This is a genomic window from Amycolatopsis sp. CA-161197 (assembly GCF_050942255.1).
In the GTDB taxonomy this organism is placed as follows: Bacteria; Actinomycetota; Actinomycetes; order Mycobacteriales; family Pseudonocardiaceae; genus Amycolatopsis.
Genome location: NZ_CP192059.1, coordinates 5,859,379 through 5,873,212, shown reverse-complemented (window position 1 = coordinate 5,873,212; position 13,834 = coordinate 5,859,379). Strand labels below are relative to the sequence as shown.

Here is a 13,834-nt window from a genome sequence, read left to right as displayed (position 1 = left end):
TGCCGAGCGTCACACGGCGGTTCGCTGCGGCGCCTGGGCGCCGCGCAGCCGGGACTCCAGGGTGTCGAGCACGGTGCTGAACGCGCCGAACTGCTCGGGCGTCAGCGCGTCGACGAGCAGTTCGCCCACCAGCGCGGCGTGCCCGGCGGCGGCCTCGCGAAGCTGTGACCAGCCCAGATCGGTCAGGAACGCGATCACGCCGCGGTCGTCGGACTCGCACGAGCGGCGCCCGACGAGCCCCGTCTTCTCCAGCTGGCCGACCTGGTAGCTCAGCCCGCTCTTGGACGTGAGAGCCGCGCCCGCCAGCTCCGTCATGCGCAGGGCGCCGCCGGCGGCGGCGAGGCGCGCCAGAACTTCGTACTGTGGGTGCGAAAGCCCCGCGTCGTCGCGAAGCTGCTGTTCGACGCGACGGGTGAGCTGTGAGCTCACCGCCAGGAAGGCCTGCCAGGTCTTCAGCTGGCGATCCGTGAGCCATCGGGGGTCGGCCATGCGCCCATGGTAACGCAGGTTGTTCGAATTTGAACCATGTTGTAGGGTCGATCAAGTCGTGGTTCGAATTTGAACCACCTGGGAGAACGGAGCAGCCGATGGCGACGGTGGCGGAGGTGCGTACGCGGGTGCGGATCCCGCTGCGGCTGGGTGACGACGTCTCCGTCGACGCGGAGGCCGTGACGTTCCGCGGCCTCGCCGACGGGCTGGAGCACCTCGCGTTCGTGCTCGGCGAGCCGGGCCCGGTGCCGCTCGTGCGGATGCACTCCGAGTGCCTGACCGGCGACGTCTTCGGCTCGGCCCGCTGCGACTGCGGCCCGCAGCTGCGTGAAGCGGTCGCGCGGATCTCCGAGACCGGCGGCTACCTGCTCTACCTGCGCCAGGAAGGCCGCGGCATCGGCCTGTACAACAAGCTCGACGCGTACGCGCTGCAGGACGGCGGCCTCGACACCTACGAGGCCAACGCCGCGCTCGGCCTGCCCGAGGACGCCCGCGACTACACCGCCGCCGCGCAGATGCTCACCGCGCTCGGCGTGAGCCGGCTCGACCTGCTGTCGAACAACCCCGACAAGGCCGCGCAGCTGACCGCCCACGGTCTCGACGTGCGCGACCGCGTGCGCACGGGGGTGTTCGCGACGGAGACCAACGTCCGGTACCTGCGCGCGAAGGTCGAGCACACCGGGCACAGCCTGGTGCTGCCCGCCGGGTTCGGCCACGCCGGCCTCGCCAGCTGAATCCGTCCACATCGGACGTCGTTCGCGTCAGGGCGCCGACTCCCGCACCACCAGCTCGGTCGGCAGCACGGTCATCCCTTCGAGCGGTGAGTCGCCGGTCAGCTTGCCGAGCAGGCGGCGGGCCGCCGTTTCCCCGAGGGCGCGCAGCGGCCGGCGCACGGTCGTGAGCGGCGGCTGCGTGAACGCCGCGAGCGGCTGGTCGCCGAACCCGGCCACGGCGACGTCCCCGGGCACAGTGCGGCCGGCTTCGCGCAGTCCGGTGAGGACACCGGCGGCCACCACATCGTCACAGGCGAACACGGCGTCGAACCCGACGCCCGAGGCGACGAGCCGCCGCACTGCCGCGCGGCCGCCGGCCGCGGTGGAAACCGCCTCGGTGACGGCGTTCCCGGTGAGCGTTGAACCGGCTTCTTCGAGAACGGACCGGAATCCGGCGAGCCGGACGGCCGCGTGCTCGTCGGGACCCGTCACCACGGCGACGCGGCGCCGGCCGCGCGCCAGGAAGTGCCGGGCGACCGCGGCCGCTCCCGCGGCGTCGTCGCCGGTCACCGAAGGGAATGCGGAACGCGACCCGTCGACCACCACCACGGGCAGGTCGGAGTCGCGCAGCGCGTCGTTGTCCGTGACGGCGGCCGGCGGGTCGAGCAGCAGCAGCCCGTCGAAGGCGTGCGCCCGCACCTGGTGGGTGAAGCGCTCGAGCGAATCCGCGCCCCGGGCGGCGGTGCTCAGGAGCAGGCCGTGGTCACTCGCCTCGACGATGTCGGCCACTCCCTGCAACACCTCGCCGACACCCGGCGGCGAGAGGCCCGGCACGAGGACCCCGACGAGCCGGGTCCGGCCTCTCGCAAGGCCGACGGCCCCGGCGCTCGGGATGTAGCCCGTCGCGGCGATCACCTCGCGCACGCGCACGGCGGTGGCGGCGTCCACGTCGGACTTGTTGTTGAGCACCCGGGACACGGTCGTCTTGCTCACCCGCGCTCGGCGGGCGACCTCCGCGATCGTGACGCGCATCGGTCCTCCAAGGGGAATCCGAGCACCGGGCGGGTTGCCTTCCCCTCAACGTACTCGCCTGTCCGCCGGTCGCCGGGCGTCCGTTCGGCGGTGTCCGTTCAACCGGAAGTGACTTGTATAACAACCTATACGGCGGCGCGAGAACGCGTGTTCTGATGGCGGGCGTGATCATCGACGCGGGCGAGTTCCTCCTCCTGCTGCTCGCCGGAGCGGGCGCCGGCCTCGTCGGCGCCACCGCCGGACTGGCCTCGCTCGTGTCGTACCCCGCGCTGCTGGCCGCCGGGATGCCGCCGGTGGTCGCGAACATGACCAACACCGTCGCGATGCTCGGCACCACCGCGGGCGCGGCCGCCGGCGCGCGGCCCGAGCTGAAAGGGCAGTGGCGCCGCCTGCTGCCGCTGTGCCTCATCACCACGGCCGGCGGCGGGTGCGGCGGGCTCGTGCTGCTGCTGACGCCGCCCGGCGCGTTCACCGTGGTGGTCCCGTGGCTGATCGGCGGCGCGTCGGTGGTCCTGTTGGCGGGTCCGCGGTTGCGCCGGTTGGCGGAAGGCTCGGAGCGCCACGGCATCGGCCCGGTCACCGGCGCCGCGGCGTTTCTCGTCGGCGTGTACGGCGGTTATTTCGGTGCCGCTGCGGGCGTTCTGATGCTCGCGCTGCTCACCACCGTGTGGACACAGCCGCTGGCCCGCACGAACGCGGCGAAGAACATCGCCACGGGCACGGCGAACCTGATCGCCGCGGCCGTCTTCGCGTTCACCGGCCGCGTGCTCTGGCCCGCGGCGCTCGCGGTGTGCCTGGGTTCGGTGGCGGGTTCGTGGCTCGGTTCGATTCTCGTGCGGTATCTTCCCGCGACCCCGTTGCGGATCGCGATCGCGGCCGGCGGGCTCGTGCTCGCGGTGGTGCTCGCGCGGGAGGCCTACGCCGGCTGATCGCAGCGGATTCGTTGCCGGACCAGGCTGACGCGCGGGTACCTCAGGGGGCATGATCGGCGGGGTACCCGAGCAGGAGGCCAGATGAGCATTGTCGGCACCCGCGTGGTGCGCGTCGAGGACGAGAAGCTGATCACCTCGGGCGGAACGTACGTCGACGACTTGCGGGAGGCGGCGCTCACCGGCGCGGTCCACGCGGTCTTCGTGCGCAGCCCGATCGCCCACGCGCGCATCTCCGGCATCGACACCGAAGAGGCGAAGCAGGCACCGGGAGTCGTCGGGGTTTTCACGGCGGCGGACCTCGACCTCGCGCCTCGCCAGACCGGTCCCGTCACCGAACCGTTCCTCGCCACGGACGTCGTGCGTTACGTCGGCGAACCCGTCGCGCTGGTGCTCACTGAAGAGCGCTACCAGCTGGCCGACGCGGCGGAGCTGGTCGACGTGGACTACGACCCGCTCGACGCGGTGGCGAGCATCGACGCCGCGCTGGCGGGGGAGACCGAGCTGTTCCCCGGTGCCGGTGACACCGGCAACGTCATGCAGGTGAACGGCGCCGCGGAGTTCGACGACGCGGTGTTCGCGGACTGCGACGCCGTCGTCACGCAGACGATCCTCAACCCTCGCGTGGCCCCGGCGTCGCTCGAAGTGCGCGGCGGATCGGCGGCGTGGGGCGAGGACGGGCGGCTGACGCTGTGGCTGTCCACGCAGAACGCCCAGATCGCCCGGACTTCGGTGGCGAGCGCCCTTGAGCTGGACGAGGAACGGGTGCGCGTGATCGCGCCGGACGTCGGCGGCGGCTTCGGCGCCAAGATCGGCGCCGACCCCGAGGCGAGCCTGCTCGGCTGGGCCGCGCGGGCCGTCGGGCGGCCGGTGCGGTGGACCGAGTCGCGCAGCGAGAACCTCACGGCGATGACCCACGGCCGCGCGCAGCAGAACACCGTGACCATCGGCGGGAAGCGCGACGGGACGGTGCTCGCGTACCGGATCGACGTCGTGCAGGACAGCGGCGCCTACCCGCGCGCCATGTTCCTGCCCACGCTGACCGAGATGATGGCGCCCGGCGTGTACCGCTTCCCGGTGGTGCAGACGCGCAGCCGCTGCGTGGTCACGAACACCACGCCGATCGCCGCCTACCGCGGCGCGGGCCGGCCCGAGGCGACGGCCGCGGTCGAGCGCGCGATCGACCTGTTCGCCGCCGAGATCGGGATGGATCCCGCCGAGGTGCGGCGGGTCAACTTCATCCGCCCGGAGGAGTTCCCGTACACCACGCCGACCGGCGGGGACTACGACACGGGCGAGTACGCGGCGGCGCTGGACAAGGCGCTCGAAGCCGCGGGCTACGCCGAGCTGCGGGCGGAGCAGGAGCTGCGCCGTGCCGCGGGCGACCCGGTGGCGCTGGGGCTGGGGATCGCGGCCTACGTCGAGATCACCGGCGGCGACGCGAGCGGCGAGAGCGGCCGCGTCGACATCCACGAAGACGGCTCGGTCACCGCCTACACGGGCAGCTCGCCCCACGGCCAGGGGCTGGCGACGTCGCTGGCGATGCTGCTGTCCGACCAGCTCGGCGTGCCGCTGGAAAAGATCACCGTGAAGCACGGCGACACCGACGAGGTCCCGCGCGCGGTCGGCACGTTCGGCTCTCGGTCGCTGCAGCTCGGCGGCTCGGCGATCCGGCAGGCGGCCGACGAGGTGATCGCCCAGGCCCGCGAGCTCGCGGCCGACCTGCTCGAGGCGGCGCCCGAGGACCTGGAGCTCGACACCGAGCGCGGGGTCTGGCAGGTGCGCGGCGCGCCGTCGAGCACCACGCTCGACTGGGCGCGGGTCGTGTCCTCGGCCGAGAGCACGGCGCTGTCGGCGAACGTGTGGTTCGGCGACGGCAAGCCGACGTTCCCGTTCGGCGCGCACCTCGCCGTGGTCGAGGTCGACACGGAGACGGGCAAGGTCGAGGTGCGGCGGCTGGTCGCGGTCGACGACGCCGGGCCGGTGGTGAACCCGCTGACCTTCCGCGGCCAGCGCCACGGCGGGCTCGGCCAGGGCATCGCGCAGGCGCTGCTGGAGGTCGTGAACTACGACGACGACGGCAACCCGACCACGGCCACGCTCGCGGACTACTCGTTCGTGACCGCGACCGAGCTGCCTGACTTCGAGCTCGTGGACATGGCGACGCCCACGACCCGGAACCTGCTGGGCGTCAAGGGGATCGGCGAGGCCGCGACGATCGGGTCGACGCCGGCGGTGCACAACGCGGTGGTCGACGCGCTCGCCCACCTCGGCGTGCGGCACCTGGACATGCCGGCCACCCCGATGCGGGTCTGGGCGGCCCTGAACGACGTGAGGAAGGCGGACTGACGTGCGGGTCTCCATCGAGGTGAACGGCCGGACCACGGCCGGGGAGGTGCCGGACCGGACGCTGCTGGTGCACTACCTGCGCGACACCGTCGGGCTCACCGGCACGAACATCGGCTGCGACACCACTTCGTGCGGCGCCTGCACGGTCCTGCTCGACGGCGAGTCGGTGAAGTCGTGCACGGTGCTGGCCGCGCAGGCCGAAGGCCACGAAGTGACCACAGTGGAGGGTCTGGCCGGCGACGACGGCGAGCTGCACCCCGTGCAGCGCGCGTTCCGCGAGCAGCACGGGCTCCAGTGCGGGTTCTGCACGCCGGGCATGATGATGGTGTCGGTGTCGTTGCTGAAGGAGAACCCGCGGCCGTCGCGACGCGAGGTCCGGGAGGCGCTCGAAGGGAACCTGTGCCGCTGCACGGGTTACCACAACATCGTGAGCGCCGTCGTCGAAGCGTCGGGCCAGGAGGTGGACCGGTGATCCCCGCCGAGTTCTCCTACCGCCGGGCGTCCACTGTGGACGAGGCACTGGCGCTGCTGGCCGAGCACGGCGAGGACGCGAAGCTGCTCGCCGGCGGGCATTCGCTGCTGCCGCTGATGAAACTGCGGTTCGCGGCACCCGAGATCGTCGTGGACATCGCGCCGCTCGACGAGCTGAAGTTCGTGCGGCTCGACGGGAACGAGGTGGTGATCGGCGCGCTGACGCGCTACCACGACCTCGAAGGCGACCCCGTGCTCGCCGAGCACGCACCGCTCGTCGCGCACGCTTCGGGCGCCGTCGGCGATCCGCAGGTGCGCCACCGCGGCACGCTCGGCGGTTCGCTGGTGCACGCCGACTCGGCCGCCGACCTGCCCGCGGTGATCCTCGCGTCCGACGGCGTGCTCGTCGCGCGCGGCCCGGCGGGGGAGCGGCGGATCCCGGCCGCGGAGTTCTTCCTGGGCCCGTTCACCACGCCGCTGGAACCGGACGAGCTGCTGACCGAGATCCGCCTGCCCAGCCAGGCCGGGCTCGGCTGGGGCTTCGAGAAGTTCACGCGCCGCAACATCGACTGGGCGATCGTGGGCGTCGCGGTGGTGGGCAAGTCCGTCGGGCTGATCAACCTCGGCGGCACCCCGCTGCGGGCCGCGGCGACGGAGAAAGCCTTGGCCGACGGCGCTTCGGCCGACGAGGCCGCGGCGCTCGCCGCCGAGGACACCTCGCCGCCCGACGAGCCCCACGCGTCGGCGGAGTACCGCCGGCACCTCGCACGCGTGCTGACGCGGCGCGCACTGCTGGCGGCGGGCATCGCCTGAACCGTGCGGCCGGCGGGGAACGGGCGTGATCGCGACGTCCGTTTCCCGCCAGCCGCGGGGCCCTCGCGTGCGCAGACTGGGGGACGTGACCACGACGTTTCCCTTGCACACGGCCATCGAGCCCGGAATCCTGTACTTCGGCACCCCTGTGGTGCTGATCTCCACGACCAATGAGGACGGTTCGGCGAACCTGGCCCCGATGTCCTCGGCGTTCTGGCTCGGCTGGCGAGCCATGCTCGGCCTGGGCGCGCGCTCGAAGACCACCCAGAACCTGCTCCGCACGCGTGAATGCGTGCTGAACCTGCCTTCTTCCGCTCTCGCCGCGGCCGTCGACCGGCTCGCGCTCACGACGGGTTCGGACCCGGTGCCACCGGGCAAGCAGCAGCGCGGTTACTTCCACGTCGCCGACAAGTTCGGCCGCGCGGGGCTGACTCCGGTGGCGTCCGAGACGGTCGCGCCGCCGCGCGTGGCCGAGTGCCCGGTGGCCATGGAGGCCGTCCTCGAGGCGACCCACCCCTTCGCCGCCGACGACGAGGCCCAGCACGGCTCCGTCCTGGGCCTGGAGGTCCGCGTCCAGCGCGTCTTCGTCCACGACGACATCCGCCTGCCCGGCACCGAGGACCACGTGGACCCCGACGCGTGGCGCCCGCTGATCATGAGCTTCCAGAAGCTCTACGGCCTGGGCCCGCAGGTGCGCGAGTCGACGCTGGCGTCCATTCCGGAGCGGCTGTACCGGGGTCCGGACATCGACCGGGCCCGGCGGGCCGTGGTCCGGACCGACTGAGAGCTTCCGGCCGCCGACCGGTCAGCCCGCGGTCCAGGCGGCCAGTGCCGGCGCCAGGGCCTTGATGCCCGCGGTCACCGCGGCGCGGCCTTTCGCCGACGACGTGGCGGCCGGCTGCTGCGTCAGCAGCACCACGACGTAGCGCGAGTCGACGATCCCGGTGGTGTTGAGCACGAGGGCCGAGCGCAGGATCATCCAGCCCTGCTTGATTTCCCACGTCGCGCCGGGCAGGCCGTCGGGGATGCCGAAGTACTGGGGGTAGCCGTCGTCGGCGGGCTGGCGCGCGTCGGCCATCGCGGTGAGCAGGGGCTGCGCCGTGGCATCGGGCACGGTGTCGGTGAGGTAGCGGTAGGTGGTGACCACGTCGTCGGGGCTCATCTTCGTCATGCCCCACTGGCCAGGGTCCGTCGGTTCGAGCGTGTGCGAAAGCCCGATGAGGTCGGCCATCCGCCCGACGATCGCGGTCCCGCCGTCGGCTTCCCACAGCTTGTCGGCGACGGCGTCGTTGCTGCCGGAGATCATGTCGGTGAGCTCGTCGGCGGTGTCGTCGGTGGGGACCTGCCAGGTGCCGTCGTCGTACAGCGAGTCGAGCGCGATGAGCAGCTTCACCACGGAAGCCGTGTAGTACGGGGTTTCCGGGTCGGCGAGCGCGAGGGTCTTGCCCGTCTTCGTGTCGTACACCGCGAGCCCGACCTTCGTGCCCTTCGACGCGGCGCTCACCGCGTCGGTCACGTCGTCGGCCACGACCGAGGGGTCGGGCAGGGGAGTCTCCGAAGTGGCCGGAGCCGACGGGGTCGTCGAGGACGTCGGCGGTTCGCTCGTGGTCGGCGGCGAGGAGGAGGGCGGCGGCAGCGTCTGCGCCGCGGGCATCGTCGTCATGTGCCGCGTGCTCGCGGTGACGACGACCGCTGTCGTGAGGACCGTCGCGGTGAGCCCCGCGGCGGCGAGCGTCCATCTCAGCCGTCTTGCCATACCGGGACAACGCCGCGGAACCCCTGCGTTGCACCGGATTCCACCTGTCTGTTTCCTGTGTGTTGCTGTGAAGCCGCTGTGCCCGGCCGAATGGTCCAGTCCGGCTCGTCCCGTGCTACGGTCGGTGACGGCTTGCGCCGCGAAAGGCAGCGAACGCGGTGCGGCGGAAGGAAGGGAGCGGTGATGGCCCGACGCATCCAGTGGTCCGGACACGCGTGCCCGATCGCCCGGGCGGTCGACGTGCTCGGCGAACCGTGGACGTTGCTGATCCTGCGCAACGCCACCACCGGCACCACGCGCTTCGACGAGTTCCGCGACGAGCTCGGCATCGCCGACAACGTGCTGACGACCCGGCTCGCCAAACTCACCGAAGCGGGACTGCTCACGCGCGTGCCGTACCGCGAAGGCGGCCGCACGCGTCACGAGTACCGCCTGACGAAGGCCGGCGCCGACGCGCTGCCGGTACTGCTGTCCCTCGCCGAGTGGGGCGACGAGCACACCCGGTCCGACCCGCCCGCGGAACCCATGCTGATCGTCCACGACGCCTGCGGGGCGCGCACCCGCCCGGGCACGATGTGCGACGAGTGCGGCGAACCGATGCGGCGCGAGGACATGCGCTGGTATAGGCCGTGGCGCTCGCCCGAACCCGTGCCGCTTGCCGAACCCGTGAGCTGACCCCGTTTCCCGGGGCGTCCGCGCACCCGCCGGGCGCCCCTTGGTCGTTCTCGTGGCCTGAAGCTGGCTTGCGCGGAACAAGTCAACGTTCTACCGTGCGGGCATGTCGCAGCCACGTCTGGCGGAGGTGCCCGTTTCCGCCGCGCGCGGGGCGTTCGCCGCCGGTGCGGCGACGCTGGCCGCGCTGTACGTGGGCAACAACCTGCCGAGTGCGCTGTATGCCTTGCTGCGCACCACGTTCGGCTTCTCCGCGCTGATCCAGACCCTGCTCTACGCGGTCGCGGTGGCCGTGATCGTGCCGGCGCTGCTGGTGGCCGGGCCGCTGTCCGACGCCGTCGGGCGCCGGCCGCTCATGCTGTGCGGTCTCGTCGCGTTCCTCGCCGGCGACCTCGTCTTCGTGCTCGCCACGGGCACGGGCTGGCTGTTCCTGGCCCGCGTGCTGCAGGGGCTCGGCATGGGTGCCGGCGCGGCGGCGGCGCAGGCGATGCTCAACGACAGCGCCGGGCAGGACGCGCGCGGCCAGCGCCGGGCGGCGCGGACGGCGACGGCGTGCGTCACGTTCGGGCTCGCGCTCGGACCGCTGGCGGGCGGGCTGCTCGCGCAGTACGGCCCGCTGCCGCGGCAGCTGTCGTTCCTGGTCCACGCGGTGGCCGTCGCCCTGGTGGTGCTGCTCGTGGTCCGGACCCCGCGCGCGGCGGGCTCGGGGACGAAGCGCCGGTGGCGGCCGCGGCTCGGCGTGCCGCCCGTGGTCCGGCGGACGTTCCTCATCGCCGGCGCGTGCTCGTTCCTGGCGTGGGCGGTGCTCGGGATGTTCTCCGCCGTCGTGCCCTCGCTCGTGTCGGGCCTGCTCGGCTCGGCGAACCTCGCGATCGCGGCGGGCGCGCTGACGCTGATGATCGCCACGTCCGGGTTCGTCCAGCTCGGCGCGGGCAGGCTCGCGCCCACGTCCGCGCAGGCGATCGGGCTCGTTGTGCTCGCCGCGGGCCTGGCGCTGCTGGTCGTGGCGAACGAGGCCGGCGTCGGGTGGCTCGTGGTGCCGGCGATGCTCGGCACGGGAACCGGCCACGGGCTCGTGTTCACCGGTGCGCTGGCCGAGCTCACCGCCGTGACGCCGCCGGCCGAACGCGGCGCGGTGATCGGCAGCTACTTCGTGGTCAGCTACCTCGGCCTCGGCGGCCCGGTGATCGGCGTCGGCCTGCTCTCGCTCGCGCAAGGGCTGGCCGCGGCGACCGTGCTCGTCGCGGCCGTGGTCGGCGGGTGCTGTCTCGTGCTGGCCCCGCTGGTGTTCCTGGAGATCCGCCGCCGCGCCAGTCCACAATAGACAGTCCGTAACAGACAGTCCACAGCAGGCAGTCCACAGGGAACGGGAGGGCTCATGTCCGTACGCCGGGTCGCGCACGAGGCGGTGCGGCTGGAGGTGCCGGTGGCGGCGCCGTTCGCGCAGTTCCGCGCGCGGTACGAAGAGGCCGTGCCCAAGCTGCCCGGAGACGAGCTGGCGCGGCTCGTGGCCGAGAGCCCGAGCTGGACCGAGGTCCGGGCGGCCGCCGACGCGAGCACGCCCTTCGGGTTCCTGCGGTACTGGCAGACCGACGTCGGCGCGCTGATGAGCCTCGCCGCACCCGCGCGCCCGTGCACGGAGTACCTGATGGGCAACCACACGATCGCGCAGCGGATGTTCGTCCACCAGCCCGGCGTGATGCTCTACGCGCCCCTGCGCACCACGATCCACGAGGACGCCGACGGTGCCACGTGGTTCACCGTCGACCTCCCGAGCAGCCGCTTCGGCAGCTTCGGCAACCCGGCGGTGACGGCCGTCGGCCGGGAGCTCGACGACAAGGTCGCGGCCCTGCTGGAGCACCTCGACGCGCCGGTAGCCTGAGGCCGGACGGGCCATCGGGTTAAGGGGGAGCCGTGGCGACGGAACGGATCGGGCCGCCGGCGATCGCGGGGGAGCGGGAAATGCTGCGTGCGTTCCTCGACTTCCACCGCGCGACACTCGCGATGAAGTGCGACGGGCTCTCCGACGAGCAGCTGCGCCGGCAGTCGATGCCGCCTTCGACGCTGTCGCTGCTGGGGCTCGTTCGCCACCTCGCCGAGGTCGAGCGAGCCTGGTTCCGTCGCGTGATCGGCGGCGAGGACGTGCCGCTCGTCTGGTCGGCCGACGGCGACTACCAGGCCGCCTACGACGCCACCGACGGCACGCGGGCCGAGGCCTTCGCCGCGTGGCAGGCCGAGGTCGAGCACTCGCGGCGGATCGAGGCGGCCGCCGAGTCGCTCGACCTCGTCGCGTACAACGCGCGGTGGGGCGAGGACGTCTCCCTGCGGCTGGTGATGCTGCACCTGATCCACGAGTACGCCCGGCACAACGGCCACGCCGACTTCCTGCGCGAGGGCGTCGACGGCGTCGTCGGCGTCTGATCCGAAGACCCCGGCGAAGCTCGAGGTGTGACTGCGCCGACCCTGACTTGTCCTAGGCAAGCCAGGGGCCTAGTGTCGGACGGGTGACGAGCGCGAAGCGAATCCTGGTGGTGGGTGCCGGCGCGACCGGCGGGTTCTTCGGCGGCCGGCTGGTGCAGGCCGGCCGGGACGTGACCTTTCTGGTGCGCCCCGGGCGCGCGGCGGCGTTGATGGAACGCGGCCTGCGGATCACCGGGCTCGGCGAGGAGACCGTGCTCACCCCGAAGCTCGTGCGCGCCGGCGAGCTCACCGAGCCGTACGACCTCGTGCTGTTCACGGTCAAGGCCGCCGGGCTCGAGCAGGCGATCGAGGACGTGGCGCCGGCGGTCGGGCCGGACACCCTCGTGCTGCCGGTGCTCAACGGCCTGCGCCACCTCGACGCGCTCGTGGCCCGCTTCGGCGAGGAGCGGGTGCTCGGCGGCGTCGCGATCGTGATGACCACTGTGGACGGTGCCGGCGACATCCGCCGCCTGTTCGACCTCCAGTCGCTGACCTACGGCGCCCGCACCGAGCCGGCGCCGGCCGGGCTCGCCGAGGTGCACGAACTGCTGTCGGGCGCGGGCTTCGACACGGCGCTGTCCCCGGACATCACGGCGGCGATGTGGGCGAAGTGGGTGTTCATCGCCTCGATCGGCGCCGTGACCTCGCTCATGCGCGGCACCGTCGGCGACGTCGCCGGGCAGCCGGGCGGGATCGCGTTCGCCGAGGCCGTGGTCGCCGAGTGCGCGGCCGTCGCGGCGGCCTCCGGGCACCCGCTGGACGCGGCCGCCCTGGAAAACGCCCGCGGCTCCGTGACCGAGGTCGGCTCCCCGCGCGCGCCCTCGCTCTACCGCGACCTCACGGCCGGGCTGCCCGTGGAGGGCGAGCAGATCTTCGGCGACCTCGTGGAGCGGGCGCACGCGCTCGGGGTGTCCGTACCACTGCTGGAACTGGTCCGGCTCAACCTCCGCGTGTACCAGGCACGGCTGGGCTGAGGCCGCCGGAACGAACCTGAACGAACCCCGTTTCGGCGCCTCCTGGGAAGTCCGCGAACTTTTTCCCGGCAGCGGTGAACCGAATCGGCTCCGGCCCACGTGATGGGTGCGGAAGGGCACGAAGGCCGTGCCCGGGTTGACACGGACGGATGGTCTTTCGGGCACCGGTTCGAGTGGTGATTTCCCGCCACACCAGGACTGCTACGCTCCGATCAGTGACATCTGCGCCCCTTTTGGCGCAGGTGTCCGGACCGCGGCGCAGCGCCGTGCACGACCCGCCGTGGGGAAGGAAGCTCTCGGGTATGGCGGACAGGTTCGAGTTCGTTCTCGACGTCTTCGAAGCTCTTGTGGTCAGCCAGGCAACCGGCGGTGACATCCGCCAGTACCCGTTGCGAATCGGCACGGTGCCTTCGGATCCCATCCGGTTCGTCCGCGTGGCGACCCAGGTCTACCGGGCGATGGAGGACAAGCGGCTCTCCACCCACGGCGAGCTCAGCCCCCATGTGCAGACGGCGTTCGGGCTGCTCGCCCGGCCGCGCGTCTCCGTCGCGGTGGCGGGGGTCGACGGTGTCGGCGCCGACATCGCGGTGCTCGCGCTGAGCGACGGCCGGCAGGCGCTCGGGATCACGCAGAACCCGCGCACCGACGAACTGCTGTTCTCGCTCTTCGCCGACGAGGACCTCGTCGACGTCGTCACCGGCGTGCTGCCTCCGGCGCGCGCCGCGACGACCGGCGCCCACACGGTCAGCCGGCAGGCGACGCGCGCCGTGTCCGCGATGACCGCGCGGCGCATCGCCGAGGCGGCCGAGGACGAGGAAGAGACCGACGCGTTCGGGATGATCGAGGTCCGCGGGACCGTGCGGCCCAGCCGCACCGACCCCCGCGTGACGCCGACGCCCGGCAGCACCGAGGTGCTCGAGCGCGTCATGGCCGCGCCGCGCCTCGGCGGCGGCCACCTCACCGTCACCGGCTGGGGCCGGCACGGCGAGCTGCGTGCGGCCGACCCGCTGAGCTGGCTCGACACGCAGGACGGCCGCTACCTGGTCCACACCACCGCCGGCGAGGCCGGTGAACTGAGCGCGAAGTACGTCCCCGCAGGGCGGTCCGAAGTGGCCCGCGCCGTGCAGAACGCCATCGCCGCCGTCTACTGACGCGCGCGCACCAAGAGGAGGGAGA

The 13,834-nt window shown here is 72.7% G+C and carries 15 protein-coding genes; 12 read left to right on the top strand and 3 right to left on the bottom strand.

Annotated elements, in window-relative coordinates; all coding sequences use genetic code 11:
* Positions 1–9: 9 nt before the first annotated feature.
* Positions 10–489 carry a MarR family winged helix-turn-helix transcriptional regulator gene (locus tag ACQPXB_RS27380; RefSeq protein ID WP_432844914.1) on the bottom strand — a complete coding sequence of 160 codons (480 nt, stop codon included), beginning with the start codon at positions 487–489 and terminating at the stop codon, positions 10–12.
* A gap of 98 nt (positions 490–587) precedes the next feature.
* On the opposite strand from ACQPXB_RS27380, the gene ACQPXB_RS27375 reads away from it, so the two are divergent.
* Complete coding sequence (locus ACQPXB_RS27375) at positions 588–1,223, top strand: GTP cyclohydrolase II (protein WP_366576814.1); 636 nt, start codon at positions 588–590, stop codon at positions 1,221–1,223.
* A gap of 27 nt (positions 1,224–1,250) precedes the next feature.
* On the opposite strand, the gene ACQPXB_RS27370 is transcribed toward ACQPXB_RS27375, so the two are convergent.
* Positions 1,251–2,234: a LacI family DNA-binding transcriptional regulator gene (locus ACQPXB_RS27370; protein WP_432844913.1), complete on the bottom strand. Its 984-nt coding sequence runs from the start codon at positions 2,232–2,234 to the stop codon at positions 1,251–1,253.
* Positions 2,235–2,398: 164 nt separating this feature from the next.
* On the opposite strand from ACQPXB_RS27370, the gene ACQPXB_RS27365 reads away from it, so the two are divergent.
* The 5 genes from ACQPXB_RS27365 (at position 2,399) to ACQPXB_RS27345 (ending at position 7,580) form a co-directional block, all read left to right on the top strand.
* Positions 2,399–3,163 (top strand): sulfite exporter TauE/SafE family protein, encoded by a 765-nt coding sequence (locus tag ACQPXB_RS27365; RefSeq protein ID WP_432844912.1) that lies wholly within the window; start codon positions 2,399–2,401, stop codon positions 3,161–3,163.
* Between the two features lie 84 nt (positions 3,164–3,247).
* Positions 3,248–5,512 (top strand): xanthine dehydrogenase family protein molybdopterin-binding subunit, encoded by a 2,265-nt coding sequence (locus ACQPXB_RS27360; protein ID WP_366576809.1) that lies wholly within the window; start codon positions 3,248–3,250, stop codon positions 5,510–5,512.
* 1 nt (position 5,513) lies between these two features.
* On the top strand, positions 5,514–5,984 hold the full coding sequence (locus ACQPXB_RS27355; RefSeq protein ID WP_432844911.1) for a (2Fe-2S)-binding protein: 471 nt from the start codon (positions 5,514–5,516) through the stop codon (positions 5,982–5,984).
* On the top strand, positions 5,981–6,796 hold the full coding sequence (locus tag ACQPXB_RS27350) for an FAD binding domain-containing protein (RefSeq protein WP_432844910.1): 816 nt from the start codon (positions 5,981–5,983) through the stop codon (positions 6,794–6,796). Before ACQPXB_RS27355 ends, ACQPXB_RS27350 begins: the two co-directional genes overlap by 4 nt.
* Positions 6,797–6,881: 85 nt before the next feature.
* Complete coding sequence (locus tag ACQPXB_RS27345; protein ID WP_432844909.1) at positions 6,882–7,580, top strand: flavin reductase family protein; 699 nt, start codon at positions 6,882–6,884, stop codon at positions 7,578–7,580.
* Positions 7,581–7,601: 21 nt separating this feature from the next.
* On the opposite strand, the gene ACQPXB_RS27340 is transcribed toward ACQPXB_RS27345, so the two are convergent.
* On the bottom strand, positions 7,602–8,552 hold the full coding sequence (locus ACQPXB_RS27340) for a hypothetical protein (protein ID WP_366576802.1): 951 nt from the start codon (positions 8,550–8,552) through the stop codon (positions 7,602–7,604).
* A gap of 183 nt (positions 8,553–8,735) precedes the next feature.
* Between ACQPXB_RS27340 and ACQPXB_RS27335 the strand changes: the two genes are divergently transcribed.
* The 6 genes from ACQPXB_RS27335 (at position 8,736) to ACQPXB_RS27310 (ending at position 13,809) form a co-directional block, all read left to right on the top strand.
* Positions 8,736–9,227 carry a winged helix-turn-helix transcriptional regulator gene (locus ACQPXB_RS27335; protein WP_432844908.1) on the top strand — a complete coding sequence of 164 codons (492 nt, stop codon included), beginning with the start codon at positions 8,736–8,738 and terminating at the stop codon, positions 9,225–9,227.
* A gap of 103 nt (positions 9,228–9,330) precedes the next feature.
* On the top strand, positions 9,331–10,548 hold the full coding sequence (locus ACQPXB_RS27330) for an MFS transporter (protein WP_432844907.1): 1,218 nt from the start codon (positions 9,331–9,333) through the stop codon (positions 10,546–10,548).
* 54 nt (positions 10,549–10,602) lie between these two features.
* Positions 10,603–11,106, top strand: a complete 504-nt coding sequence (locus tag ACQPXB_RS27325; protein ID WP_432844906.1) for a DUF302 domain-containing protein — start codon at positions 10,603–10,605, stop codon at positions 11,104–11,106.
* A gap of 32 nt (positions 11,107–11,138) precedes the next feature.
* Complete coding sequence (locus tag ACQPXB_RS27320; protein ID WP_432844905.1) at positions 11,139–11,645, top strand: DinB family protein; 507 nt, start codon at positions 11,139–11,141, stop codon at positions 11,643–11,645.
* Positions 11,646–11,728: 83 nt separating this feature from the next.
* Positions 11,729–12,658, top strand: a complete 930-nt coding sequence (locus ACQPXB_RS27315; protein WP_432844904.1) for a 2-dehydropantoate 2-reductase — start codon at positions 11,729–11,731, stop codon at positions 12,656–12,658.
* A gap of 302 nt (positions 12,659–12,960) precedes the next feature.
* On the top strand, positions 12,961–13,809 hold the full coding sequence (locus ACQPXB_RS27310; protein WP_366576792.1) for an ESX secretion-associated protein EspG: 849 nt from the start codon (positions 12,961–12,963) through the stop codon (positions 13,807–13,809).
* Positions 13,810–13,834: the final 25 nt, after the last annotated feature.